General features: G+C 42.2%; 21 protein-coding genes and 1 pseudogene. 1 reads left to right on the forward strand and 21 read right to left on the reverse strand.

All coding sequences use genetic code 11. The features are described from left to right. Positions 1-54: 54 nt before the first annotated feature. The 11 genes from NO992_RS04865 to tssJ form a co-directional block, all read right to left on the reverse strand. Complete coding sequence (locus NO992_RS04865) at positions 55-540, reverse strand: Hcp family type VI secretion system effector (RefSeq protein ID WP_010377064.1); 486 nt, start codon at positions 538-540, stop codon at positions 55-57. Between the two features lie 165 nt (positions 541-705). Next, positions 706-1212 carry a hypothetical protein gene (locus tag NO992_RS04870; protein ID WP_371374846.1) on the reverse strand — a complete coding sequence of 169 codons (507 nt, stop codon included), beginning with the start codon at positions 1210-1212 and terminating at the stop codon, positions 706-708. A 106-nt stretch (positions 1213-1318) separates the two neighbouring features. Further along, complete coding sequence (locus NO992_RS04875) at positions 1319-1711, reverse strand: hypothetical protein (protein ID WP_010377059.1); 393 nt, start codon at positions 1709-1711, stop codon at positions 1319-1321. Between the two features lie 252 nt (positions 1712-1963). Beyond that, a complete protein-coding gene (gene tssC, locus NO992_RS04880; protein WP_010377056.1) occupies positions 1964-3490 on the reverse strand; it encodes a type VI secretion system contractile sheath large subunit in 1527 nt (508 codons plus the stop codon). 12 nt (positions 3491-3502) lie between these two features. Then, positions 3503-4021: a type VI secretion system contractile sheath small subunit gene (tssB, locus tag NO992_RS04885; RefSeq protein WP_010377053.1), complete on the reverse strand. Its 519-nt coding sequence runs from the start codon at positions 4019-4021 to the stop codon at positions 3503-3505. A gap of 58 nt (positions 4022-4079) precedes the next feature. Continuing rightward, positions 4080-5663: a type VI secretion system domain-containing protein gene (locus NO992_RS04890; RefSeq protein ID WP_371374850.1), complete on the reverse strand. Its 1584-nt coding sequence runs from the start codon at positions 5661-5663 to the stop codon at positions 4080-4082. Next, positions 5660-6652 (reverse strand): type VI secretion system-associated protein TagF, encoded by a 993-nt coding sequence (gene tagF / locus NO992_RS04895; RefSeq protein ID WP_017217329.1) that lies wholly within the window; start codon positions 6650-6652, stop codon positions 5660-5662. Before tagF ends, NO992_RS04890 begins: the two co-directional genes overlap by 4 nt. Positions 6653-6659: 7 nt before the next feature. Continuing rightward, a complete protein-coding gene (tssM, locus tag NO992_RS04900; protein ID WP_371374853.1) occupies positions 6660-10370 on the reverse strand; it encodes a type VI secretion system membrane subunit TssM in 3711 nt (1236 codons plus the stop codon). Between the two features lie 4 nt (positions 10371-10374). Beyond that, positions 10375-11097, reverse strand: a complete 723-nt coding sequence (gene icmH / locus NO992_RS04905) for a type IVB secretion system protein IcmH/DotU (RefSeq protein WP_371374856.1) — start codon at positions 11095-11097, stop codon at positions 10375-10377. Between the two features lie 16 nt (positions 11098-11113). Next, positions 11114-12454 carry a type VI secretion system baseplate subunit TssK gene (gene tssK, locus NO992_RS04910; RefSeq protein ID WP_010377047.1) on the reverse strand — a complete coding sequence of 447 codons (1341 nt, stop codon included), beginning with the start codon at positions 12452-12454 and terminating at the stop codon, positions 11114-11116. After that, positions 12454-12909: a type VI secretion system lipoprotein TssJ gene (gene tssJ, locus NO992_RS04915; RefSeq protein WP_096040868.1), complete on the reverse strand. Its 456-nt coding sequence runs from the start codon at positions 12907-12909 to the stop codon at positions 12454-12456. The genes tssK and tssJ overlap by 1 nt, the downstream gene beginning before the upstream one ends. Before the next feature lie 1576 nt (positions 12910-14485). Between tssJ and NO992_RS04920 the strand changes: the two genes are divergently transcribed. Then, positions 14486-14809, forward strand: a complete 324-nt coding sequence (locus NO992_RS04920) for a hypothetical protein (protein ID WP_010377043.1) — start codon at positions 14486-14488, stop codon at positions 14807-14809. A gap of 60 nt (positions 14810-14869) precedes the next feature. Here the strand turns inward: NO992_RS04920 and NO992_RS04925 are convergent. The 10 genes and pseudogenes from NO992_RS04925 to gyrA form a co-directional block, all read right to left on the reverse strand. Next, positions 14870-15904 (reverse strand): annotated as a pseudogene (locus NO992_RS04925) (ISAs1 family transposase). 464 nt (positions 15905-16368) lie between these two features. After that, positions 16369-17079: an orotidine-5'-phosphate decarboxylase gene (gene pyrF / locus NO992_RS04930; RefSeq protein ID WP_371374861.1), complete on the reverse strand. Its 711-nt coding sequence runs from the start codon at positions 17077-17079 to the stop codon at positions 16369-16371. 28 nt (positions 17080-17107) lie between these two features. Next, positions 17108-18244: a lipopolysaccharide assembly protein LapB gene (locus tag NO992_RS04935; protein ID WP_010377036.1), complete on the reverse strand. Its 1137-nt coding sequence runs from the start codon at positions 18242-18244 to the stop codon at positions 17108-17110. 2 nt (positions 18245-18246) lie between these two features. Next, entirely contained in the window at positions 18247-18510 is a 264-nt protein-coding gene (locus NO992_RS04940; RefSeq protein ID WP_010377035.1) for a lipopolysaccharide assembly protein LapA domain-containing protein, read from the reverse strand. Between the two features lie 17 nt (positions 18511-18527). Next, the gene (gene ihfB, locus NO992_RS04945) at positions 18528-18818 is read right to left on the reverse strand and encodes an integration host factor subunit beta (protein ID WP_010377033.1); all 291 of its coding nucleotides are present in this window, start codon (positions 18816-18818) and stop codon (positions 18528-18530) included. 61 nt (positions 18819-18879) lie between these two features. Next, entirely contained in the window at positions 18880-20547 is a 1668-nt protein-coding gene (gene rpsA, locus NO992_RS04950; RefSeq protein WP_017217321.1) for a 30S ribosomal protein S1, read from the reverse strand. Positions 20548-20644: 97 nt separating this feature from the next. Then, a complete protein-coding gene (cmk, locus tag NO992_RS04955) occupies positions 20645-21361 on the reverse strand; it encodes a (d)CMP kinase (protein ID WP_371374867.1) in 717 nt (238 codons plus the stop codon). Positions 21362-21614: 253 nt separating this feature from the next. After that, positions 21615-22895, reverse strand: a complete 1281-nt coding sequence (gene aroA / locus NO992_RS04960; RefSeq protein ID WP_010377028.1) for a 3-phosphoshikimate 1-carboxyvinyltransferase — start codon at positions 22893-22895, stop codon at positions 21615-21617. Continuing rightward, a complete protein-coding gene (serC, locus tag NO992_RS04965; RefSeq protein ID WP_305776116.1) occupies positions 22895-23977 on the reverse strand; it encodes a 3-phosphoserine/phosphohydroxythreonine transaminase in 1083 nt (360 codons plus the stop codon). The genes aroA and serC overlap by 1 nt, the downstream gene beginning before the upstream one ends. Before the next feature lie 210 nt (positions 23978-24187). Next, entirely contained in the window at positions 24188-26860 is a 2673-nt protein-coding gene (gene gyrA, locus NO992_RS04970; protein ID WP_174168819.1) for a DNA gyrase subunit A, read from the reverse strand. Positions 26861-26913 lie beyond the last annotated feature (53 nt).

Genomic DNA, 26913 nt, shown 5'->3' on the forward strand with positions numbered 1-26913 from the left:
ATGCGAACTAGTGTAAGCTTGAAAAGGAGGCCAATAGGCCTCCAACACTCGAAATTAACGACCTTCAGTCCATGAGTCAGAGAACTCAATGTTACCGTCTAGGTACGTCCAAGTGATGCGCTTGTAACGCATGTGCACTGTTTCAAGGTGAGGATAACGCTCTTTATCCAAATCTTTAACGTTGTGCATTGTTGGCGTGATTGAAGTGATTTTCACGTCTTCAAGCGTATGGCGGAAGTACTCACGCTCAGTACCCGTGTCATCAATACGGTACCATTTAAGCTCAAGTTGCTTTAATGTTTGACCGTTTGAACACGCTTTGTACATGTACGGAGTAGCAGCATCCACAGCTTTTGTGATAACAAAAGGCTCGTGCTTACGAGTACCTGTTAGCTCGCCCGTGTCGTTATCAGTTGGGATACGCAATTCGTGATCGAAATGCAAAATCTCAATTGAACCTTCACGCTCAGCTACAGTTACTGAACCTTTAACGTCGTTACCTTGGTCGTCCTTTAACCACATATACGCTGGAATTGCCATTTTTAATTTCTCCTTTTAAGATAAGATGTTTCCTAATTATTAAAGGCATTGATCAAACGCATGTTTTTCACGTTTGATCCCCAAACAAAGCGCCACGCTTTATGCCAATTTGGGAACATGTCCCAAGTTGGTGGCAGCCAACTTGGGGCAATCTTTCACTACATGTTATAAGTCACCACGTAATTCCATCACTAACGTCGCCGCATCAAATGGCGTTTTTAGTATATCCAGCTGCAAAAAGTGCTGCTGAACCGCTTCGGGTAACTGTTTAAATTCGAATTCAGATCTAAGCTCTTCATTCCATCTAAGCGTCACAAAACTGTCTACCGTGATCAGATCATCCTTTGGCGCCGTCTGATTGTAATGCTCAACTGCTTTTAAAAAATTTACATCATGGTCTTGCATACAATCATTAAGCGCCACGTAATGCAGGTAATTTACTGCCTCTACGACTAATTCTGTCTCGAGCTTGTCTGTCTCTAACTCGCTTGGGCGAACGCGTGGAGTATGCTCAAAACACGTTTCCATCGCCGCGGTGTAAGCTATAGCTGCTTTTTGCAATTTCTTTTTTGCGAAATAGAGCTCTGGTGTCATCTCTTGGCTATATGACAAGTTAGTCACCAAGACTGTACTTAGTATCATCAACCAGTTACATATTTTTCGCTTCAACATGACAATCCTTTGCCTCATCATTTATTTCTCTCAGATATTTCAGTCTTCTATCGCACAACACTTGTTTTGGAGTACAACGAGTAAGCATTTAATATTTTAAGTTTATTCATGACTTAATTGGTTCTCCTATAAAGCTTCTGTACTTAACTACAGGCAAGGAAAATAAAATTAAAATCCAGATTATATTCCCAAAAAACAACATTTCAGACGAGGTATAACCGCCCAAATAGAATTCGTTTAACAACGAGTATATATTTACAAACCACCACACCCAAACTACCAAACCCCATGTTCTTCGACTTAACACACGAACTTGTAATATGAGCAATAAGTTTGCTGCCAAAACCAAGCTATCTAAGACAAAAACAACAATGTCTACAAACGCAACGCTGATCTCAGACGAGGTGAAAAGCTGATTATCGTATATTAAAAATACAGTTAAAGAACACTGCACTAAAAATATAACTTTCCAAATAATATGGTCTGCTTCTACATTCATAAATATACCATTTAATACCAGCAACCATATTAAATTTGGTCTTTTTATTAGTAACCGTTTTCCATAATTGCGCCTATCAACCTAACCCGGTTTGAAACTTCTTCCTTTTTCACTTTTAGATGCAAGCTCAACTAACATCTCAAAAGCGCTTGCCGATACTTCTGAGCCTCTACAATTAAGGTTCAATGTCATGCTTAATAATGGGCAGCATTCACTGCCCTAAATACGCTTCATTGGTTCTTCAGCTGGCCTTCACTTTTCGCCAGGCATTTGCCCAACGAGTGCGAGGCGTACGTCGATACCTTCCACTTGGAAATGTGGAACCACATACGTATTCACACGGTAATAACCAGGATTACCCGGGATCTCCGACACAGTCACGTTGGCATCTTTTAACGGGTGCGTCGCAATTAGAGACTCGTCTGGATTATTCATCTTAGTAACTAATGCACCTAACCAATCATTAAGTTGCTGCTCAAGTTCGTGACGAGGTTTGCTTGAACCGATATTTTCACGTTGGATCACCTTCATATAGTGCGCAATACGCGATACCAAGTAGATGTATGGTAATCTTGCATTGATCCGCGAGTTAGAGGTGGCTTCCGGCGTCTCAAAAATTTGTGGCTTTTGCGCACTATTTGCAGAGAAGAAACACGCAAAGTCACTGTTTTTGTAGTAGCTCAGTGGGATAAACCCTTGGTTTGCAAACTCAAGCTCTTTGGTTTCAGAAATAAGTACTTCCGTTGGGATCTTAGTTTCTTGACCACGACCTGCTTCAAAAGAATGCAGAGGTAGATTTTCAACGCGACCACCAGATTGTGGACCACGAATATTTACCGCCCAACCATTTTGGTGGAAGCTACGGACGATATTTGCCGCGAACGCAAATGTCGCGTTACCCCATAGATAACGTTCATGATGCTCACTGCTAACGTCTTCTTGATAGTTAAAGTGGCGAATTGGATTTAAGTCACCATATGGTAAACGCAGTAAGAAGCGTGGAAACGCTAAGCCAATGTAACGTGCATCTTCTGATTCACGGAAATTCTTCCAACGTAAAAACTCAGCACGCTCCATGTAAGAGCCCAAATCCTGAATTTTTGATACTTCTTCAAGCGAGTCTTTTAGGAAGAATTTAGCACCAACACTACCTAAGAAAGGACAATGGGCTGCTGCAGAGACCCTTGAAATTTCTTGTAATAACGACACATCCGGTGCTGAACAATCAAATTCGAAGTTTGACACCATAGTCGAAATTGGCTCGCCCCCTGGTGTGTCATACTCAGCCGTATACACTTGCTTATAGAGCGCAGATTGCGTGGTATCTGGTGCTTCTTCGAAGTCGTCACGTAGTGTTTCTTTATCAACATCTAGTAACTCAAGCTTTACGTTTGAGTTATTTGGACAACGATTCACCAAATAACGCAGTGAACGCCACGCTGACTCTACTTTTTGAAACTGCGGATGATGTAAAATTTCGTCCAGCTGTTCAGAAATAATTTTGTCGACTTTAGCGATATAGTCATCAAGTAATAACTTGTCGATACGTGACACTTCTTTGCTGTCATTAGTGGCCATGTCTAAAAAGACATTGATAGCAGCAGTTAGGCGCTCATTGGTGTCTGTTTCCGCAAGATTATTAGCATCACGGAAGTTATCAATGCTGATTTCACTTGAAACCGGCTCAATAGACACAAGATTACAAATTGTTTCATAAGCTGAAGCTGTCAAAGTCTCTTCTTTACGCGCTTCAACGTTTAACGTTTCTTGCATATTCATCGGTTTGTGTCCTTACTCTTGCGGTTGTTTTTCTTGCTCAGACAAAAGCGGCGCCAGCTCATTAAGGCGTGCTTTTAACTCATCAAGTTCTGGTTTATTTTGCAAAATGCGCTCAAGCTCTTTTCTCAGCGTTGAGTTATCAAGCAAGTTAGATTTCAGATCACGCAATAAGTTACGCATTGACATCATCTTGTTAAGCTCTGGTACTTGCGCCGCAACCTGCTCTGGGTCGAATGACTTAAAATCATCAAATGTTAGGTTAATACCGATTTCACCATCACCTGCGATTTTGTTCGATACTTGAAACTTTGCCTTTGGTGACATGTCTTTAAGCACTTGCTCTAAATTATTTTTATTAATAGCAATGCGCTCACGCTCAGCGAGGTCACTATCGTTTTGGCCGTTGGAATAATCACCAACCACCAAAACTTTCATCGGTAGTTCGCTCTTTTGCGTTGCACCATCGGTTTCCAGCTCAAGCGCTATATTAATCCGCGCTCTTGGGATCTCTTTTTGAAACGTATCAGACATAGTCTTTCCTTATTTAATCAGTCGTTGCGCCTGCCGTTACAAGCCCAGCGGTTAACAATCAAACCCAGTCAATCGCTGAGCTTACTTTGGTTACGAGCATCTGCTGCTTTATCGCGGTTGCTCGTAGGTCAAATTCATCCCCTTGCTCCAAGGATACTGCTTCATTGCATTGCTTAGCATAACGCCAAACCTCTAGAGCAAACGACTCGTGCCATAAATCCAGCCGGTACTGTTCAATGTCTTTTAACAGCTGCTCAAACATTGGATAGGCAAGATCAGCGCGCTCACTACGCATCAATAAACGCGCTTGATATAATTTTTGCTTCGCAAAATCGAACTTGTCTTGCGCAAACCCTTCCATTAGCTGCAGTGCTTGCGCAAGCTTGTTTTGATCAACAAGCGCCTGCGCTTCTTTAAATTTATCTAACCAAATCTTCTGATTATCGTCTGTGTTTGCACCGTCACCTTGGCTTAGTAATTTATGTTCGCCAATTCGCTCGCGATTTGCTGCTGAGCAAAACTCACTTCCGTCTTCATATTTAAGGCTGAGCAGTGTTGGGTATTGATCAGCGATTGCGGCGAGTTCTAAATCGATCCACTGTGCTTCTTTAAATAACTTGAGCCCTTCGAGTGCAGCGATGGTTAGCCTTTGTAAATTAAGGTTAAAATGCATCGCCCCTTCCATGAATAAGGCTTCTGCCTTTTCTAACGCTTGGGCAAAGTTCTGTGCAGCTAAGGCGTTTTCAATAGGCACAAATGCCGCTTGTCTAGGCGCTGGTAGCCGCGTTTTCAACTCACCATCATGTGGTGGTAATGCAAGCGTCCCCCACCTCACTGCACGTGCCAAGCGAATAGCTCGCATCCAATTTTGGCTTTCTTTGTCATACGCCAATAGTTTGCGAACTTGCTCTGTATAAGCCGAGTCTGACTGCGGTGCTTCCGCGGCAATAGCAAGTGTGGAAACGGGCTTTGAAGCAACAGCCGTAGGCTGTGAAGTCGCCGCTACAGATTGCTGTACTTGGGGCTGCTCTGCTGTGACCACCTCATGCTTTTCGACCGGTTCTTGTGCCGTCGCAACAGCTTGTACAGGAACTGGTTGCGAAACCAGACCTTGCTCACACCAGTGTTTTAAATCAGCAAGCGGACCTGAGTCTGCATCAAGTATCGCCACGGATTCTGTTGCATACTGTTCAAGTACACGCTTTAATTCTGGCCACTGCTCCGGCATTGTCGCGCTGTGTGCTGTAGCAACACCAAGTAAGCGCTGTTGTTGTTGTAAGAACCAAGTATGAACCGATGCTCTCGCACGTTCTTTCACAGGGTGGATCTGCGCCTGATACTGTTGCAAAAGCTGATTAAACAAATCTAACGAGTGGATCAGACCTTCGAGCCCAAACTCATTCGTAGCTGCCAACGCTAGATACGACCCAATGCGAATATCTTTGGTCTGCTTTTCTAATAGCTCTGATGCCAAAATAAAGTTAGCTTTGAAGTCTGGCTCAGCAACACCTGACGAAGAGGCTTTTAGTAATTTAAATGACTCTTCGTATTTTAAATCGTCACCGCATGGCATGCCGTCTAGAGGCGTTAATAACTTTTCACGCCACAGCTGCCAGCTCAGATACTTATGTGGTTGACTCATAACTTACTCCAACTTCTTAGCGCATCGAAAACACTCATATTTGATGCTTTTGCCAATTCATACATATGCGGTGTCACCGGATGTTGTGGCAAAGTTCCTGTTAGATTAATGGTCGTCGACAAGCTATTGTGCTCAAGCCAAACTGACGCAAAATACGAGGCCGGCATAGGTCTGCAATACACCACCAGCGAGGCTTTCTGGCTCAATTGACCATAGTTATAAAAACACCAAGGCTGCCAGTGATGATCGGCCACCATATTTGTAATAAGATGCAGCCAAAATGCACCTAACAACTGAGTATCTTCACCCACTTGTGGCATAGGTAACTTCAATCCGAACTGACAACGCAAACAGCCTTGGGTTTTGATCATTTTGAGCGCCGACATCACTTGGCTGATTAATTGTGCTCGCTGGTCAAGATCTTCTAGTTCAAGCGCATCCCATACACGCTGTATCGGTGAAGCTCGTAGTGAAGACATTGCCTTATCGAAATCAATCGGTTGCGAAACCAGCTCACTTACCTGCTTAAGCTCCTGTGCGCTATGGCGCATTTGCTCAACACTACTGCAATTTCTGATCAACTCATGGTTTAAACTTAATGATTTAAACGCACTACCACATTCGCTAAATAAAAATGCAGGGTTTTGTTTGTAGTCCGCATTACTCGATAATACAAACGAGCAAAATGGGTATTGTCTTCCACTTTTATCTTCGCTTGGCTGCAATGTGCCTAATAAACAGTTTTCGTCCTGACCTGAGGCAATAAAAAATAGCGTTGACTGCTCTTTTTGAGAAGAAGCATCTTTTATCAACGCCTGTCGGCTCATGTCTGCGTAACCTTCTTGAAGCCAGCGTTCAAGCGCTATCGCTTCTCTTGAGTCAACGTTAAACTTAATAAAGTCCGCTTGAATTGGGTTTTTACCCATAAATCCAAATGGTTGAGTCGTTGGCACCTTGGCGACTTTCTTATTATTAAAAAAACCGAACATGCCTGTGCTACCTCAACGCCAAGTTTTCATTGGAAGCCACACTCACTTTGGTATCAAACAAAGACTCAGGCAGCGCAAATGACGTCATAAAATATTTGCTGAATATGCCACTGTTTCTGCTCGACTTAAGTGCAACTTGAACTTGGATTGGTTCAACACTAGCCTCTGCTTCTCTTTGTAATTGCCACGTTGCCATAAATTCAGTACCACGAACCCACTGTACATTCGCTTCATTCAATACTTTTAGGAATGCCCAAGGCCCTGACTTTTCGATTTCGATTCTTCGGCCTTCACTGTCTAAACCATATACCACTGCTTTTTCAGTGCCCGCTCTTGCAGGCCAGTTAAAACGACGCCACTCTTCAGGTTCATTTCTATAACGGTAATTTTGGTCACTAAAGCCGATATAAGTTTCTTTTAATCCCTTTTGTGCCACAGGCATCATTTGGAAGCTAATCCCTACCTCAGAACCGTCTCGAGGAAATAGAGAACGCGTAACCTTTCTCGCCTTAGTTAGCTTGTCTAGTACCCCAGGCTTAAAGCCGATGCCAATACCATTCCACGTTTTCTCTACCCACTCACCACGTTTTAAACGAAGGTAGGGAGATAGATTCTCAGCCATAAATTGCCAGAACACACCTGACTCTTGGTTCAGCAGTTCGCTAATATCTTCAACTGCAGCATCTGGCCCGTCGATATTAAACGGATATTTACCACGGATATTTTCTTTGTATGTTAAGAATACTTGATTAGACCAACGCTCATTAAGCTGTACTTTCGCTTCGTTCATTACCGTTTGTACACTCGCTAAAAGTGGTGCTTTTAGTAGTTTTTCAAGTGCTTGCTTAGTATCTGGGTCAAGCGCTCTTACTTGGCTTTCTACCACCACCCATGCACTTTGCAGCGCATGGTTTTTGCTATCTCCATTTAACAGAGTTTGAGTAAAAGACATTGCCATATAGTCATCATTGTTACTCGCGGCTATCGTTTTGATGTCTGAATGAAATGCACTCAAAGCACCGAGATATTGCTCTAGGTAATCAGAGCGAGCGTTCTCTTCTCCTTTTGCCGTATAGCGACGAAGATCTGCAAAGCGGCTCGACAGTTCAGGTACACGCTTTCTCGCAGCGGCTTCTATTTTTGCACCTTTAACCTTGTTGTTTTTAGACTTTGCAAGTAATGCATTTGCCTGCTCGGTTAACTTTTCTGTCTCCACCGTTTTGTTGGGCGAATCAATTAGATTCACGTTGTCATCGATTGACGCCATTAAATCGACCAATGGACCTTCTGGTGACGACAGCTGAGCCAGCGTTAAACTTGCCGCATTGCTCGTATTAAATGGACTTATTTCTACCGAATTTAAGAATTCAAACCACACATTGGCATAGTCTCTGAAATACAGCGCACGGATAGATTTGACCAAAGCGCTTGCTTTTGCTTCATCAACAGAACCTTGGCTTTCTGCATTGTCTGTGCCCATCACCCAATCGCCAGAGAATGCTTTGCTCGCAATGACCTTGATGGCATCGTACACCTCGTTTTCCCATGCTTCTTTGGTGTAAACGTATGGAATGCTGATCTTGGACTGCAAAAAGGTTTTGTTGTTTTGCTGCATCATTTGATCAAGCGTTAGTGCAGCTTTTGATACCGTTACTTTTGCTTTGATCTGCTCATATAATGCGGTTGGCTCTGGCGCGCTCATTAAGTCTGAACGCGCCTGACTCACCAAGAAATCATTATTCTGCCAAATCGCAAGCTGCTGCGGTGTAGGTTCAACCGCTAATTGGGCTAAGTAAAAATCAATCAGTCCTGACAGTTGCTCTGTTAATGCTTGTGTGTCTTCGTTTAGTGTTAGCTCTAAGCGGTCCGCCGTGTAGTCTAATAGCTCAGACTTCGCATAGTCTTTGTTTAAACGTTCAAACTCGTTACTCATCATGAGTTGCAGCTTAAGTGCTTGATAATACTTATCACGTAGTTTTGGTTCGATACGTTTAGCAACCTGCTCTTCTGTACTTAGTAGTGCAATCCAGTTTTGGTGGCTTTCAAAAAGCGCTTGTTGCACAAGCTCCGAACTTGGCTCACCAATGAGCGCTTGTACACGTTGACGTAATACCTGCTCTATTGGTTTTATGGTGTTGTCAGCACTGTAAACCCCGAGTAAGAAATACCAAGGCAGCTTTTTCTCATAACCGATTAGCTCTTGATAGTGTGCAAAAAGAGACAAAGTTGAGTTAAATTGCTCGGCCAACGGCTGGTTTTCAACTCGTGTATTAACCACAGCAGTCGTTAACTTATCACTGGTTGTTAAAAGCTGTTGATTGTGGGTATAAGAGTTAACCAACAAGCCCGCAAGAGCAAATACCGACGTCACACACAAGCATACTGCAAAGCCTTTGAGCCATTTTTGTACGCGGCGCTTTTTCCGGTTACCCCGAGTGAGGTCTTGCAATTTAAACAACACATCTTTGAATACTTGGTTGATAAAGAACGCAGAAGTTATGCTTTCTTGGCGATACTCAAACAATACTGATCTAAATGTAGACAGTTTGCTCGTTGCGCTGCGCTCAATAGGTGTACCTTCTTGCGTACCAGAGGTAAAATACACACCAGCAAACCACGGTACTTCCTGGTACGGGTTTTCTTTAAATAATGTGTCAATAAACTCTTCAACTTTGGCAGACGCCGCTTTGAACTGATTGGGAAAATCATAAATCAGTTGTTTACGTTGGGCGTTACGCTCACGCGTCATTTTAACTAGGCGCTGATCACACAGTCGCTCATATAGACCAGTTAGATGTTTTGAAAAGTTCTCGCTCGCCACCTCACCGGTATTGGTGCCATCTTCCTCAAGTAAATACGCACCCCAGGGTTGCTTACGCTCATCTTCACTTAATTCATTAAAGAAAGGCTCGAAGCCGCTGATCAAATCACATTTGGTAAACACCACGTATACTGGAAAGATGAGTCCAAGTTGGTTAATTAACTCATCAATACGAGCGCGGATCTGTTTAACATGGTCGCGGATCTGTTCGCTGTCTGAAGTCAAGATGTCGGCAACACTAATCGCAACCATCACGCCATTGATTGGCTGCTTAGAGCGGTATTTACGTAACAGCTTTAAGAATGACAACCATTGATCATTATCTGACTCTTCTGTGGTGTAACGACCTGCGGTATCGATCAAAACGGCTTGATCTGAAAACCACCAGTCACAATTACGCGTGCCACCAAAACCTTGGATATGCAGTTGATTAGATTTTGAATAAGGGAAATGCAGCCCAGAGTTTGCAAATAACGTACTTTTACCCGCTGCCGACGGACCAATGATCATATACCAAGGCAATGCATACAACGCAGCATTACCACGATAGCCAGCACCTAAATGAGAAGCTTTTAATGCAGACAGCGCTTCTTCCATTTTGGCTTTAATTTCTTCGACTTCGGCTTCTGTCCCCGCATGATTATTGGCAATTTCTTTCGCTAACTTGTCACCAGAGCGCTTCACCCACAACCATCGAGCTAATAAAGTAAGACAAAACAGACCAAATACCGCACCCATCACCATTAAACGATGATTTTGATCTTCAAGGCCAATAAACCGACCAGCGAACCAAATTAGCGTCAAAATTGCGAATATGCCGACCCAATGAGCCGTCGCACGAGATGACAAAAATCCTAAGACTAGGTGCACTAGTCCACTACGATTCACTCCTGACATGATGTTACCTCGCTTTCCCTGTTTTCTCTAACTGCGTTAGTACTTCAATATGCTTATCAATTTGCACGACTTGCTGGTTAGCACGATTCTCAATGAAATACGTTGAACCAACATACATACTGGCGAGTAAAGCAAGCGTTACCGATAAAATAACCCAATAAGGTAGGTTTCTTCCTACTTTAGTGACCATACTTTCTTGCGGTTTTGCATTATCAGAAAGCTGTAATTTTGCAGGTCCAGCAAGCTCTTCTAATTGCGCTCTAACATCCAACATCAACGCTTTGAGTTGCTCTACCCCTTTGATCTTATAGATCCCTTCGAAACCCAGTTGTAAACAAACAAAATAGACTTCTAATACCGTGCGTTGCTGCGCTGCTGCGCGTCGGATATTTTCAAGCTTTTCAAAAAAAGCTTCTCCCGCACGCATGTTGCCAAATAATTCTAATTGTAAAGGTCGCGCCATCCACTCCATACTGTACGGCTTCTGTGCCGTCATGATTTGCTCGTCGACCAAAGCGGTTAATGCAAATTTGGCTTCCTGCATTTCCGACGCACTGATCCGTGCGTCATAACAGCTCTTTTCATATTCATCAAAAGCATCCATGACTTTACTGCGTAGACCATCAACTCCTTGATGATCTGCCCCGCCCAGGCGAATTGAAGTAAGCACTTCAAGTACCGGAGAAATGCAGGCGACTAGTTCAGATTTATTTTTCGACGCTTCCATGACCTTTACCTACTAACTATTTACTCGCCACTGAAACCACTTCAAGTTTCACGCCTTGAAGGCTAAATGGCACAAAGATTCTTAACGCTAATTCCTGTACAACTTGTTCCCAAGCGGCACCATGTGGTTCAACTTTAAAATACTCATATCCACCTTTAACAGACACTCTATTCGGTGGACGCTGGCAATGTGTTAACTTCACACCACCAAGCGCTGAAGCGATTAATATTTCTAACTGACTTGGCGCTGCCAGCTTAACTTGCTCTGCAAACAACTCGATCCATTGCGTAGATTCGTTTTCATAGAAAGCTGCGATATACAATTCACCGCGAGTCAAAGTACTGCTTTCTATGTCTTTAACCTCAAAGATAGACTGAGAGATTGCACTGAGTACCAGATCAGACGAGCGCGCTGCGCTTATCGAACCAATAAGGGTTTGAATATGAGATTCGATTAAACCAAAGCTGCGCGTTAAGTCTTGATGGTCATAAACTGGTAACTCAAATTTACTCGCTTCTGGTTCGAAATTTATCAGTTGGCAAACCAGTTTATTTAGCGCCATAAACAATGCATCTGGACTAGTTTTGGCTGTGGTATTTAACTGCTTAATTTCAGGAAAAACAGAGCTAAATGTTTGTAATAACAAAAAGTGTTTGAGTTCTGTTGGACCAAAATCTTCCACGATCCCCATACTTGCGCGGTTTGTAAACATCGCGGTGTACTTAGCTTCAACCATATTGACGAGTTTATTTACACGCTCGGCCAAATAGCCATGGGCTTTGATGTTTAGCAGTGGAGGAATATAACTTGAGTCAATTTCGAACTGCCCATGCTCACCACGTATAACTCTTATACAAGGCAATTGCTCTATAAAACTATTACTTGCGCTGAACTCAACCAGCATAAGTTTAGGTTTAGCAACCATCACTTCTGCTTTTCGGTTTGGATCATGTGCATCTTGAAGCTCAACAAAATCACAGTCATAAGCACTAAGTTGCCCGGTTTGCGGGTAACCTTGGATATTACTTACTGAATGATTGTTTGCAAGCGCCACACTAATGATGTATTCGCTTTTGTTATCTTCAAGCTCAAACATAGGTGCTTCGTTGTCAGCAAAAACATGATGTATATGACGACCACTTTTGAAGATTGCCGCAATACTTTGCAATTTGACTACACCTTTGGCCAATGCCGATTCGTCAAATACAATGCGGTCTAAACCATATGCATTATCTCTAAGACTTTGCTGTACACCAGTTAGTTGAGATTGCTGGTATTGATCGAACAGTTGTAAGTGCTGCTGACTGAGCATTAAACCTTCAGCCCAAACAGGTTTGTATACGTTGTTGTGCTGCATTACTTGTCCTCCTCTACTTCAGGTAAGCGAAGCGAGTTACTTGTAATTTCAATATCTAGAGAAGTAGATAAAGGCACAGGCCAATCATTTAAGTCATAAAATGCGCGCCAGTTACCACCCGTTCTATCTCTAAATAGCGCAACAAAAGCCACGTACTTTGCAGATTCAGCTTGTTCAAACTCGATTTTTATACGATCTGAGGGGTTTACGGTGCGTTCTTCCACCGTAACTAAGGTGTTAGCCAGAATTGATTTATCTGACTTCCAAAGCTGTTCAAATGTAGAATTTTTAAACGCTTGAATATCAGTAAGTTGATATACTTTTAATACCACAGGTAGTGGCTCGTTAAACTGGTTTAAATTTATGTTATCAGTAGCAGTTACGTCTAACTTAACGTAAGTAGACATACAACCAGTCAAAAACAAAACCATTATAAATAAAGCATTCCTAGCCATATCCGCCTCAATTATAAGACATCCAAATTAGATTATTGGAAACAATTAATCTTTTTAATTTCCAGTACAATAGTAAAAATACATTTGATTTAACTATTTAACAAGAAATTACAGAACACAAGTATGCAGTTTGTAACTGAATACTAAGTTAACATTCGGAAATCTTCTTAAAAAATATTTAAGCCATTGTTTTTTTGTAGGTTTTACTTTTTATTGGGCATTCAGAGAGGAAGTCATGAAGCTTAGTGAGCAATTCAGTTTGCATTAAGCTTTCTTACAACTTGTTGAGATAGACACTTCCCTGAAAACAAAAACCACACTAAACATCTGGACTTTTGATGTACATTCTCGAACGGCGCATACGATACACAAACGAATTTTCTAGATCAACCTTAATATCAAATTAATATTATCAAGCTATAAAAAACACACTTGCATTCGACTAAATCCATGTAATAACCTCTATTATTATATGAATTTATTTAATAACAGATAATTACATAAAAAAATCATGTTTACACTGCATTAACCAAGCTTTGTGGATTGTTGTGAGAGTTTTTAAATCAACTAAGGTTAAATATCATGCACACAAGGATGACCATTTACGACATAAGCCAAAGTACTAAGATCGTTAGTTTTGAACTAAGTACTTGTATAAAGGAAGCTTTTGTTTACCATAGCACTTTAGGGCCATGTCCCTATCTTTCTTACGAACTTTTTACTGGGAATGATGTAACTTTTGAAACAATCAACTCAGATCAAACAAGCACTTTTTTCATGGGTACCCTTTTTAAAATTTTCACGAGGATGGCTTCTGAGCACACTTATTCTTATCAATTCACCTCAAAGCCAAGGACTGAACTACGTAAACAATCAGAGAAAAACCAAGTTTTTGTAAAAACCAATGTACAACCTTTGATCAACTCCCTTATTTTAAAAGCCAACTATTCACAAGAGTATATAAAATGGCGAGTTACTGAAGATTTGCGCACGCTACCGCGGTGCGTAAAGCGCTAAAAAACGACGACCCTTTTTTCAGCGGACTCTTGGCAAAGTACAGCTTAATTTATTGGCTTGAATGCCATGATTTTATTGGATCGAGAGTGATTCCGGAGAGTAATTGAACCGAACACTTTATGAAACGTTTCTTTAAAGCGACAGAAAATGAATAAAATAATTTACTCATCTATTAATAAGGAAATACCATGATCACAACGGAACAGTATTTTATTGGTTTTTTGGTGTCTTTTACCAGTTTCGTCGTTGCTGTATTGATTAGCAAAAAGAGACATAAGCTAGTTCACCTTGGATAAAAGCCATTGTGTTACTAGGGCCTGTTGACCTTTGCTACTTGAAAGATCAACAGGCCCTAACATCTGTGCTTTCGTTTTTTATCTGTATGTCTATACTTTCGGGGCTATCTTACAATGCGGTTATCATAAGTAAAGCCGCGGATCAGGCGATCATATTTATACTGGTCGGTTTTGAGATCTACAAGTTTATAGCACATACTAAAGTCAAAAGTCGCCAGTAAAATCAGAGCTACATTTATCGCTGAACATAACAAGGAGTTGGAATGCGAGAAGAAAACCGACAAGTCCCACAACAATTGGGCCAGTATCTATACCAGCAAATTAAAGAGCCGTGGAGTGAAGCACGGCTCGTATTGGACTACCATGAAGACAATATGCCTAGGTGTTCCGGCTTTTACTATGACACCAGCACACCAAAACAAGCACACGTTATACCAGTAAGTGATGAAATTTCCGTTCTGTTTTTAAGCTTGTTCGAAAATGCAACGTCAAATCAAGAAGAGAACTGGCAAAAGGCCATTTTCTCAGTACAGCGCAGTGGTCAGTTTAGTTTGAACTTTGAAACTGCGGATAATGAAGAGCCATAATCACCAAAAGGGGGGAGTTCCCCCTTATCCCAAGATGAAAGCATACTTCGTTAACGACCATCAACCGAAGATAAGCTCTGCCCTGAATTCATCGTCAAAGCTGGCCCGAACACACTTGCCACGTATAGAATCTTTACGGCCTGTGTGCTGTTTTACCAGATTGCGAACAACCCGTCTGAACAGCGCCATGTTTTCCGCGGAAATAGGCTCACTTATCTGATAGGCATCTTCTTTAAACACCACGTCCAACACCCAATGCTGCTGGTTCTCGATGTGCCAATGGTGGCGGATGGCCTTTTGTAACATCTGTGCATCTGGCTCAACAGAAGTAACATAAAAGTGCGTGTCTATTTTTGTTATCGACTCGGATTTTTTTTGTCTTTCAACCGCGACCAGCGAAGTGATCCCAGGCCATTTTTCTTTTATCTCATCAGGCAGGTTGTTGGCCTTCAGAACATAAGTGATGCGTGTTTACTAATGTCCATGACCACCGCTGACTTGTACATCTTCAAGCAAACTACTCTCTTCTGCAAAGGCTGTTTCAAAACATGAAGTGACTGCTTTATAAAGTGTTCTCTGATTTGCTTTAATCTGAACCAGATAGTCAGCCCCTCTTGAAATAAGTGTTGATAGTGTCGCTTTCTGACAATGTAGCGCATCTAGTGTGACGATTGCATCTGAAACATCAAGCACATCTAACAAGGCTCTGACTGCCGGTATCTCATTGGATTTATTGTCGACTGTACGCTGATATGAAGTTAAACCAGACTCGCAATCAAAAGCTGATACCAGGTGTAAGTTGTGTTCATACTTTTTACTTGCACCGCGTAGGGTTTTGCCATCAAACGTAATAATTGGCTTACCAGATTGAGAGCGCTGCTCGTTGACCCAGCTGAACAAGGCCAAAACCAATGAATCAGTCTCCACTGTTTTAAGAATTCGTGCAATGCTATGTCGCGTTGGGATACCGTGTTTAAAGGCTCTGAACTGTCTGAGCCAAGGGAGTTTACTGTGCCCGAACACTTCAATATCTTTCCAGCCCTCACAACCGGATAGAAAAGCCGAGATGATAAGAAAAAACATTCGTAAGATCATGATGTTGATTGATAGAAGAACGCTTATCTTCAACAAGTTCAAGGTGGCTAAATAACGACATAATTAACAAGTAGATAGTGACAATGTAGGCGTTATTAGATCAGAAAGAGGCGGGGGTTAAAGCCTTTTTACAAAGTACGATCCCACCGTGATGAGCAAACTGAGATCAGTCGGGGGGTTGATTTTATTGCCAGTGGAAATTATAAGCTTAGAGAGAGTACGCTTACGCTTAAGGTTGGTGCAACCGACAATGCAAAGTTAGAAAAGTTTAGCTTTGTTGCTAGTGACGATCCTAACTATACGTTTATGGGAGAGTGGTATATAAATAACAAAACCAAAGTATATGCCCAATACTATGGTAAAGATTATTACTATGCGTTTAGTTGTGACTTAAGGCTCAGTCAATAGCAGACATGACCAACGCATCTTATGCGTTGGTCATTAAAAAATGTAAATTTATACGTTTAAAGTGAAGCTATACTTTGGTTAATTGCTTCTAGAGCTGCCGCTGGGTTTTCAGATTTAGTGATCGGACGCCCTATCACTAGATAATCACTACCCGCTTTCACTGCTTTTTCAGGTGTCATAATACGTTTTTGATCGCCAGCATCAGCACCTGCTGGTCGAATACCTGGTGTCACAAGCTTAAACTCTTCACCGAGTTGAGCTTTTAAAAGTTCGGCTTCTTGTGCAGAACAAACCACACCATCTAGGCCTGATTCTTTTGCTAATTTTGCTAGATATAGCACTTGCTCTTGAGGTGTCTTTTCAATTCCAAGCTTTAATAACTGTCCTTGATCCATACTCGTTAGCACGGTCACAGCAATAAGTAACGGCGCTTTATCCCCATAAGCTACCAACGCTTCTTTTGCTTTTGACATCATTTCGTGACCGCCACTGGCGTGAACATTTACCATCCACACACCAAGCTCAGCTGCAGCAGTTACTGCTTTTGCTACAGTGTTTGGAATATCATGAAATTTCAGGTCTAAGAACACATCGAAATTCATATCTACCAGTTTTTTTACAAACTGAGGGCCAAAATAGGTAAACATCTCTTTACCTACTTTCAATCGGCATTCGTCAGGTGAAAGCTGAGAAACAAATGATAATGCAGCTTCTTCATTATCATAATCAAGCGCAATCAAAACCTTTTTTAAATCTTGTGTCGACATAGTTACCCTATTTGGCCAAATTAAAAACTTAAAAACCGTCTAACCCACGGCTTGGAGCAAGTGACTCCCAATGTTTGCAGGAGGGACATAACCAATACATCGTATGACTTGTAAACCCACAATGACCACATTGATAGTTTGGCTTAGTTGCAATATAAGACTTAACCAATTTATCTATTTCTTGTAGTACGTGATCTATTTTAGCATCTTTGCCGCTAATGAGTTGCAGCAAATAACTAAAGCCCCTAATTGATGGTTCACGCTTTAAACTATCAGTTAGAAACTCTATTGCCTCAGAAATATGACCTTTTTGGACCAACCCTTGGCAAAACTTAATTCTGATCAGCACGCCTCCTTTTTCTAATAACTCTGAGACTAGCTCAAAGAATTGATCGTGAATATTTAATTTAACATAACAGGATTCGAGCTCTTCAATTACTAGTGGTGCCATAAATACAAATTGGCTCACGAGCTTTCGCCAATAATATATACACTTCACGTAATCATCATGTTTGTATGCATCTTTGCCCATTTCGTACAAGGGTCTTACTGTTTCATGCGCGAGCGCTGTCGCTTTTTCGAATAGGCTTGGATTCTTTTCTTGATTTGCAGCTTCACAATAGAAGTTTGCAATAGTGGCGCAATGGGACGACTTTTTGAAAAGCTCAGGATGCGCTTCATACATATGAACGCCTTTTCGCCAATCTCTAGTTTGAGAGTATAGGTTTAAAATTGGATCGAGTGCATCCTTAAACCCAAGCTTTACAAGAATGACTAAGTGTTCTTCAGCACTATCCAACAGACCAGCTAAGATGTAATCTTGAGCTAGCTCTAGACGACAGGACTTCACCACTTCTTCATCTAGATTAGGTTGTTTAAGTAATAGCTCATGAATTTTTATCGCTCTATCTAACTCTCCCCGCTTTCTAAAAAGCGATGCGAGTGTTAAATAATGATCAACGGAGTCTGCTGAGACTTCAAGTAATTTGGTGAGGTGTTCAAGACCCTGATCTTCTTCCCTATCTAGTAGGAATTTTAGGCCTTTACTGTATTCAGAAGTAATTTGTCTACTTTGCTCTAGGGCTTGATTCTTTGCACTATTTTTACCCATAACATAACCGTAAGCGGCGGCTACAGGTAGTAATAAAAACAGCAGCTCGATCATAACTAGCGTTCGGCTGCTTGACTAAGCTTACTATTACTTTTTTTTAGGCGATGATTTTGCCATTTAAGCTTAGATAAAACCGACGCAGTTACAAGTAAACCAATAATTATCCCAAGAGCTAAGCAAATACTCATTAAGGTTGCGAGTGGTAACTCTGCACTTGCAATTACAAAATTGACATTAACAACTTGTGGATTTTGTGTTCCAACTAAAAATGCAATCAGTATGGCAACAACAGCTAATCCCTTTTTCAATACTGCAACCAAGTTTAGCTCCGTTAGACTTAATTATTTAAGCTTTCGTTTACTCTATCGCGCAGCTCTTTGCCTGGCTTAAAGTGTGGTACGTATTTACCATCCAATTCTACAGTTTCGCCCGTCTTAGGATTACGACCAGTGCGAGGTGAACGGAAGTGAAGCGAGAAACTACCAAAACCACGGATTTCGATACGTTCCGAGTCTGATAATGAGCCAGCCATTTGTTCAAGGATTTCTTTTACCGCATTCTCTACATCTTTAACAGGAACGTGAGCGTGCTGCAGTGCAAGTTGTTCTATCAATTCAGACTTTGTCATAATGTTTCCTTTAGTGTAAAAGGAAGGGCTAAGCGCCCTTCCTAGTTTAAAGACTGATTAATTAGTCTTTTTGAGCATTTTTGAAAGCTGCAGCCATTGCGTTTTCGAACGCTGGCTCATCTTTCTTAAGCTTCTCTAGTACTTCTTTTTCTTCAGCTTCGTAGATAGCTTTAACCGATAGGCTGATAGTACGGTTCTTACGATCAACACCTACAAATTTAGCTTCGATTTCGTCGCCTTCAGAAACAGCAGCAGTCGCGTCTTCAACACGCTCTTGCGCGATGTCAGCTACACGGATGTAACCTTCAACGCCTTCGATTAGCTCAACAGTTGCGCCTTTAGCATCAACTTCAGTCACTTTACCTTTAACAATAGCACCTTTTTTGTTGGCGTCTAGGTAGTTAGTGAATGGATCAGCGTCGATTTGCTTAACGCCTAGAGAGATACGCTCACGCTCTGGGTCAACTTGTAGAACGATAGCTGTGATTTCGTCACCTTTCTTGTACTCACGTACAGCTTCTTCGCCTGGAGTGTTCCAAGAGATGTCAGATAGGTGTACAAGACCGTCGATACCGCCGTCAAGACCGATGAAGATACCAAAGTCAGTGATAGACTTGATCTTACCAGAAACTTGGTCGCCTTTGTTGTTAAGACGAGCAAATTCTTGCCAAGGGTTAGCTTTACACTGCTTAAGACCTAGAGAAATACGACGACGCTCTTCGTCGATTTCAAGAACCATAACTTCAACAGTATCACCTAGTGAAACTACTTTTGAAGGGTGAATGTTCTTGTTAGTCCAATCCATTTCTGAAACGTGTACTAGACCTTCAACGCCTTCTTCGATTTCAACGAAACAGCCGTAGTCAGTTAGGTTAGTTACACGACCAGTAAGCTTAGCACCTTCTGGGTAACGACCAGCGATAGCAGCCCATGGATCTTCGCCAAGTTGCTTAAGACCTAGAGAAACACGAGTCTTCTCTTTGTCGAACTTAAGTACTTTAACGTTGATTTCGTCACCTACGTTCACGATCTCTGAAGGGTGCTTAACACGCTTCCAAGCCATGTCAGTGATGTGTAGAAGACCGTCAACACCACCTAAGTCTACGAATGCACCGTAGTCTGTAAGATTCTTAACGATACCCTTAACTTCTTGACCTTCAACAAGGTTTTGAAGAAGCTCTTCACGCTCTTGTGAGTTCTCAGATTCGATAACAGCACGACGTGAAACAACAACGTTGTTGCGCTTCTGGTCTAGCTTGATAACTTTGAACTCTAGCTCTTTACCTTCAAGGTGAGCTGTGTCGCGAACTGGACGTACATCAACAAGTGAACCAGGTAGGAATGCACGGATTGAATCAACTTCAACTGTGAAACCGCCTTTAACTTTACCGTTGATCATACCAACAACAGTTTCGTGCTCTTCACATGCTTTCTCTAGACGGATCCAAGCTTCGTGACGCTTCGCTTTCTCACGAGAAAGGATAGTCTCACCGAAACCGTCTTCGATAGCGTCAAGTGCTACATCTACTTCGTCGCCAACAGCAACTTCTAGTTCACCAGCAGCATTTTTGAATTGCTCTGCAGGGATTGCACTTTCAGATTTAAGGCCAGCATCAACAAGAACAACGTTGTTCTCGATAGCGATTACTGTACCTTTAACGATTGAGCCTTGCTCAACTTCAAAACCCTGTAGGCTTTCTTCAAATAACTGCGCAAAATTTTCTGACATACTAAATACGTCTCTATAAAGTTAAATTACCAATTAGCAACCATGCTGCATGGGGTTGTTAAATAAACACTAGCTTCCTGCCTGTGTCATTAAAAAATTACTTAGGTAAACAACTTTTTGGAAGTTTACCTGCCACAATGGCGTCTTGAATAAAAGACATAACCTGTTCGAACACTTGCTCAGCATTATTCTCAGTTGTATCAACAACTATCGCATCGCTAGCAGGAACTAATGGGGCAACCTTGCGATTCATATCGCGATCATCGCGAGCTTTAATGTCTTCTAACAGACCACTTAGTGTAACACCATGGCCTTTCTCATTCAACTCAACAAATCGCCTGCGAGCACGTTCTTCTGCACTTGCAGTCAAATAAATTTTAAGTTCAGCATCAGGGAACACCACCGTTCCCATGTCACGTCCATCTGCAATTAAGCCAACTTCAGTTCTAAAAGCGCGCTGACGTCGTAATAATGCTTCTCTCACACGAGGTAGCGCCGCAATTTTTGACGCAGCTGCGCCGACTTCTTCATTGCGAATGGTGTTAGTAACATCTTCACCTTCAAGTACAATTTTGCTTTTTTTAGTTTCTTTATCGATAGAAAATTGTACATCCAAATTGGCAGCGAGAGGGACCAACCCCTCTTCGTTATCAGTTGCAATTTGGTGGTGTAATGCTGCTAACGAAAGCACGCGATAAATCGCACCGCTATCCAACACTTCCCAATTTAATGTTTCAGCTAACAAGCGACAAACAGTTCCTTTGCCTGAACCACTTGGGCCGTCTACGGTGATAACTGGCATAGCTGCCTGCATTTAGACCTCCTAAAAATGCTCACCTGAATTTGACGGCGCATAGTATACGTCAATTTGCTGAATATATCCTTATTTACCTGTCATTTTTTGTTATATCTCAAATTATTAGTGCAGCGAACGGTGCTAAATGCCAGGTGCTGACTGGCTTTGACTGAATGAAATTCAGTCAAATATACGCGTATTTGACTTTGTAATGATGACTATTTTAGAGAAGATTTTAAGGTGCTGAACATCTTCAGCACCTTGGATGAAATTAATACTGACTAATACTTTCTAACACTGAAAAATAGGTTGGGAAAGTTTTTGCCGTACATTTAGGGTCGTTAATCGTGATAGCTTGACCACCCACTGCCACCATCGAAAAACACATCGCAATGCGATGGTCATTGTATGTGTCTACATCCGTAAAATTAAAATTAGCTGGTGGTGTAACTTCGATAAAGTCGTGCCCTTCTACTACTTCTGCGCCTACTTTTTTAAGTTCAGTCGCCATGGCAGCTAGCCTATCGGTTTCTTTCACGCGCCAATTGTAGATATTACGAATTGCCGTTTTACCTTTTGCGAATAGTGCTACGGTTGCAAGCGTCATCGCCGCATCGGGGATAGCGTTGGCGTCAATGTCCACACCATTTAGCTCACCTTTTCGGACAACGATACGCTCATCGTGCCAATCAATGTTTGCACCGACTTGTTCCATCACTTTGGCAAAGCCGATATCACCTTGCACACTTTGTTTACCCACTCCCTTTATCTCAATTTCACCACCTGCAATTGCAGCCGCTGCGATGAAATAAGAGGCTGACGAGGCGTCCCCTTCAACCATAAGTGTTCCAGGAGATTGATACTGCTGGCCTGCTTTTACCACGAAATGTTGATAATCGTGGTTTTCGACATGAACCCCAAAGTGCGCCATCACGCCAATGGTAATATCAATATAAGGCTTTGAAACCAGTTCACCTTTAATCGCAATATTCGTATCGCCACTAAAAAGCGGTGCTGCCATCAATAATGCAGTTAGGAATTGGCTTGAGATACTACCGTCAATCTCAACTTCACCACCAGCAAGTTGCTTACCTGTAATTTTTAACGGCGGGTAGTCTTTGTTTTTGAGATATTGAATATCTGCACCAAGCGTTTGCATGGCATCAACAAGATGGCCAATTGGACGCTCTTCCATTCGTGGTTCACCAATCAGTTCATAATCACCGGGTATAGCTGCAAGCACTGCAGTTAATGGGCGATATGCTGTACCGGCATTGCCTAAAAATAGCGGCTCAACGGGGGTGTTAAAGTTACCACCATTTCCTTTGACCAGTGCCACTGTATTATCATCTTCTAACGTTACTTCAACGCCTAACTGAGACAATGCGCCTAACATATGGCGGATATCATCGCTATCCAATAAGTTCGTCACTTTTGTCGTGCCTTCACACAACGCTGCAAGCAACAAAATACGATTTGATAAGCTTTTAGAGCCAGGTAACGTGACACTGCCACTGACTTTAGTAATAGGCTTGAGGGTCAATTGTTCCATCAACTGTTCTCCCGTGCGAATTTATCCATAAATGCAACTAACGCTTTGATCCCTTCAATTGGCATGGCGTTGTATATACTAGCTCGCATGCCGCCAACAAAACGGTGGCCTTCAAGTGCAATTAAACCGTTTTGTTCTGCCTCTGCCAAGAATTTAGCATTTAGGCTATCATCATTTAACCAAAATGGTACGTTCATCAATGAGCGACAATGTTTTGCAACTTTGTTTGAATAGAAGTCAGAGTCGTCAATATAATCGTATAAAATGGCTGCTTTTTCTTGATTGTGCGCTTCCATGGCTTTAACACCACCAATGCTTTCAAGATACTTGAATACCTCAAACGCAAGATACCATGCAAATGTCGGTGGTGTGTTGTACATGCTTTGCTGATCAGCCTCAATGGCGTAATCAAGGATAGCAGGTCTTGGCAGCCCTTCACGCTTCAATAACGTCTTACGTACAATGGCGATACTGAGCCCTGAAGGACCGATATTTTTTTGTGCGCCAGCATAGATCAAATCAAAGTCATCGACGTTAATTTCACGAGATAATATATTGGAAGACATGTCCGCTACAATTGGTGCGGTTGCATGCTTTGGAACGTCAAATATTTCGATACCGTCGATGGTTTCGTTTGGACAATAGTGAATAAATGAAGCGTTTTCTGGTAACTTCCACTCGGAGACCGGTAAAATGTCGAATTGACCATTTTCGTCAGAACGAATATTAATCGCATGTGTTTGCGTGAATTTTTCACCTTCTTTCGTCGCACCGGTAGACCAGATCCCGTTCTCGATATATACGCCAGGTACACCATCTACATGTAGATTTAGCGGTACAGCAGCAAAGTGACCTCGACCACCACCATGCATAAACAGGACTTCAAATTCATCAGAGATGTTCATCAAACGACGTAAGCTTGCTTCACATTGCTTTGCCATTTCGAGATACGGTGCCGAACGATGGCTCACTTCCATCACTGAAACACCTAGATTTTGCCAATCTAGAAATTCTTTTTGCGCTTTTTTCATAACTTCAACAGGTAACATCGCAGGACCCGCGCAAAAATTATAAACCGTCATATTTTTCCTCATTCCAAATAATCGAGATCATCCAAAGAATAGCGTTATTCTCATGACTTTTTGGATGAACAGTAGGCTGCCCGACTAAAACGTCGGATTGTTGGTAGCCTTAATTTATCAGGCTTCAGGCTGTTGTCATAGAGGAACAGATTGAAAAAATTGACAGAAAGAAAAAAAGCGACCGAAGTCGCTTTTTTTGGGTAGGATTTTTTATTCCTCTGCGTCAGGTTCCGCAGCAGGTGTTGCTTCACCTTCTAGCTCTGCAACGTCACCTTCAGGCAGCGCTTCCACTTCAATTTCTTCGATGCGTTGAAGACCTACTACCTTTTCTTCTTCCATCGTACGGATCAGAATAACACCTTGGGTGTTACGGCCTACCGTAGAAACTTCGTTTACACGCGTTCTAACTAGCGTACCACGGTTTGAGATCAACATGATTTCATCGTTGTCATCAACTTGAACCGCGCCAACCACAGAGCCATTTCTTTCAGTTACTTTGATTGACACAACACCTTGTGTTGCACGGCTCTTCGCTGGGTACTCTTCAAGCGGTGTACGCTTACCATAACCATTTTCAGTTACGGTCAAGATTGCACCATCGCCTTGTGGTACGATTAGTGATACCACTTTCACGTCATCTGGCATCTTGATACCACGAACACCTGTTGCTGTACGGCCCATCGGACGTAAAGCCAACATTTCTTCGCCAGTTTCAGGATCGCGCTTCACTTCACCTGTTTCTGAATCTCTTTGCTTCTCGTTAAAGCGTACAACTTTACCATGCTCAGTAAATAGCATGATGTCATTTTCACCTGTGGTGATGTTAGCACCGATCAGGCTATCGCCTTCGTTCAAGTTGATAGCAATAATGCCACTTGCACGCTGACGGCTGTATGCAGTCAGAGGTGTTTTCTTAACGATACCACTTGCCGTCGCCATGACGATAAACTTATCTTCTTCGTATTCACGAACCGGTAAAATTGTCGTAATACGCTCATCAGCTTCGAGTGGTAACAAGTTAACAATTGGCTTACCGCGCGCAGCACGTGATGCAAGCGGCAACTGGTAAACTTTCAACCAATACAAGCGACCAGAAGTGGAGAAACAAAGAATTGTATCGTGAGTATTTGCAACGAGTAGACGTTCGATAAAGTCTTCATCTTTCATCTTAGTTGCAGATCGCCCTTTACCACCACGACGCTGAGCCTCGTAATCGCTAAGAGGTTGATACTTCACATAGCCTTCGTGAGAAAGCGTAACTACAACGTCTTCTTCGTTGATCAAATCTTCTAGACTGATATCGTGCGCAGCAGCAGTGATCTCAGTGCGACGCTCATCACCATACGTTTCTTTGATTTCAACTAACTCATCGCGGATCACTTCCATCAAACGCTCTGGAGTAGAAAGGATGTACAGTAGCTCAGCGATAAGATCGAGTAGTTCTTTGTATTCTGCTAGAATTTTCTCGTGCTCAAGACCCGTTAATTTGTGAAGTCTTAAGTCTAGGATTGCTTGGGCTTGTTGCTCAGACAAATAGTACTGACCATCACGGATCCCTAATTCTTCCGCTAACCAATCTGGACGCGCAACATTTTCTTCGCCAGTACGCTCAAGCATTGATTTAACGTTACCAAGGTCCCAAGCTCGCGCAGTTAGCGCTGCTTTCGCTTCTGCTGGTGTTGGTGACTTACGAATAAGCTCAATGATTGGGTCAATGTTGGCTAGCGCAATTGCGAGGCCTTCAAGCGTATGCGCTCGGTCTCTTGCCTTACGCAGGTCAAATACAGTACGGCGCGTTACGACTTCACGACGGTGAATAATAAACGCATCAAGCATTTCTTTCAGGTTGAAACACTTAGGCTGGTTGTTATCTAGTGCAACCATATTGATGCCAAACACAGTTTGTAGTTGTGTTTGCGCGTATAGGTTGTTTAGTACAACCTCACCTACTTCACCGCGTTTGATTTCAATAACAATACGCATACCGTCTTTATCCGACTCGTCGCGTAGTGCACTGATCCCTTCAACCTTTTTATCTTTAACAAGCTCTGCAATCTTTTCGATTAGTCTTGCTTTGTTAACCTGGTAAGGAATTTCGTGAACGATGATGGTTTCTTTGTTTGTTTTCTCATCGACTTCGATTTCAGCTTTCGCGCGGATATAGATCTTACCACGGCCTGTTTTATAGGCTTGTTCGATGCCGTTTTTACCACTGATGATGGCGGCAGTCGGGAAATCAGGACCCGGAATATAGTCGATTAACTCTTCAATGGTGATGTCTGGATTCTGGATCACAGCCAAACAGCCATTGATCACCTCAGTTAAGTTGTGAGGTGGAATATTGGTCGCCATACCAACCGCGATACCAGATGAACCATTCACCAATAAGTTAGGCACTTTAGTTGGTAACACATCTGGAATTTGCTCTGTACCATCGTAGTTTGGTACATAATCAACGGTTTCTTTTTCAAGGTCAGCAAGTAACTCGTGAGCGACTTTCGCCATACGTACTTCGGTATAACGCATCGCAGCTGCAGAGTCACCATCGACAGAACCAAAGTTACCTTGTCCATCTACGAGCATGTAGCGTAGAGAGAAAGGCTGAGCCATACGTACAATAGTATCGTAAACCGCGCTATCACCATGCGGGTGATATTTACCGATTACGTCACCAACTACACGAGCTGACTTTTTATAAGGTTTGTTCCAGTCATTTTTAAGTTCATTCATCGCGAACAATACACGACGGTGAACAGGCTTTAGGCCGTCACGTACATCAGGTAATGCACGACCTACGATTACACTCATTGCATAATCTAGGTATGAATTTTTTAATTCATCTTCGATATTGACTGGCAGGATTTCATTGGCGAGATCAGACATTTGACTCCACTTTCCTTCAGTGTCCACCCCTTTTGTGTCACACTACAACTTGT

This window comes from Pseudoalteromonas sp. DY56-GL79, from assembly GCF_041414765.1.
GTDB lineage: Bacteria > Pseudomonadota > Gammaproteobacteria > Enterobacterales > Alteromonadaceae > Pseudoalteromonas > Pseudoalteromonas piscicida.

Excerpts from the sequence above, each read along its gene's own strand:
- NO992_RS04865 (WP_010377064.1), bottom strand. The coding sequence starts at position 540 with ATGGCAATTCCAGCGTATATGTGGTTAAAGGACGACCAAGGTAACGAC.
- NO992_RS04870 (WP_371374846.1), bottom strand. The coding sequence starts at position 1,212 with ATGTTGAAGCGAAAAATATGTAACTGGTTGATGATACTAAGTACAGTC.
- NO992_RS04875 (WP_010377059.1), bottom strand. The coding sequence starts at position 1,711 with ATGAATGTAGAAGCAGACCATATTATTTGGAAAGTTATATTTTTAGTG.
- tssC (WP_010377056.1), bottom strand. The coding sequence starts at position 3,490 with ATGAATATGCAAGAAACGTTAAACGTTGAAGCGCGTAAAGAAGAGACT.
- tssB (WP_010377053.1), bottom strand. The coding sequence starts at position 4,021 with ATGTCTGATACGTTTCAAAAAGAGATCCCAAGAGCGCGGATTAATATA.
- NO992_RS04890 (WP_371374850.1), bottom strand. The coding sequence starts at position 5,663 with ATGAGTCAACCACATAAGTATCTGAGCTGGCAGCTGTGGCGTGAAAAG.
- tagF (WP_017217329.1), bottom strand. The coding sequence starts at position 6,652 with ATGTTCGGTTTTTTTAATAATAAGAAAGTCGCCAAGGTGCCAACGACT.
- tssM (WP_371374853.1), bottom strand. The coding sequence starts at position 10,370 with ATGTCAGGAGTGAATCGTAGTGGACTAGTGCACCTAGTCTTAGGATTT.
- icmH (WP_371374856.1), bottom strand. The coding sequence starts at position 11,097 with ATGGAAGCGTCGAAAAATAAATCTGAACTAGTCGCCTGCATTTCTCCG.
- tssK (WP_010377047.1), bottom strand. The coding sequence starts at position 12,454 with ATGCAGCACAACAACGTATACAAACCTGTTTGGGCTGAAGGTTTAATG.
- tssJ (WP_096040868.1), bottom strand. The coding sequence starts at position 12,909 with ATGGCTAGGAATGCTTTATTTATAATGGTTTTGTTTTTGACTGGTTGT.
- NO992_RS04920 (WP_010377043.1), top strand. The coding sequence starts at position 14,486 with ATGCGAGAAGAAAACCGACAAGTCCCACAACAATTGGGCCAGTATCTA.
- pyrF (WP_371374861.1), bottom strand. The coding sequence starts at position 17,079 with ATGTCGACACAAGATTTAAAAAAGGTTTTGATTGCGCTTGATTATGAT.
- NO992_RS04935 (WP_010377036.1), bottom strand. The coding sequence starts at position 18,244 with ATGATCGAGCTGCTGTTTTTATTACTACCTGTAGCCGCCGCTTACGGT.
- ihfB (WP_010377033.1), bottom strand. The coding sequence starts at position 18,818 with ATGACAAAGTCTGAATTGATAGAACAACTTGCACTGCAGCACGCTCAC.
- rpsA (WP_017217321.1), bottom strand. The coding sequence starts at position 20,547 with ATGTCAGAAAATTTTGCGCAGTTATTTGAAGAAAGCCTACAGGGTTTT.
- cmk (WP_371374867.1), bottom strand. The coding sequence starts at position 21,361 with ATGCAGGCAGCTATGCCAGTTATCACCGTAGACGGCCCAAGTGGTTCA.
- aroA (WP_010377028.1), bottom strand. The coding sequence starts at position 22,895 with ATGGAACAATTGACCCTCAAGCCTATTACTAAAGTCAGTGGCAGTGTC.
- serC (WP_305776116.1), bottom strand. The coding sequence starts at position 23,977 with ATGACGGTTTATAATTTTTGCGCGGGTCCTGCGATGTTACCTGTTGAA.
- gyrA (WP_174168819.1), bottom strand. The coding sequence starts at position 26,860 with ATGTCTGATCTCGCCAATGAAATCCTGCCAGTCAATATCGAAGATGAA.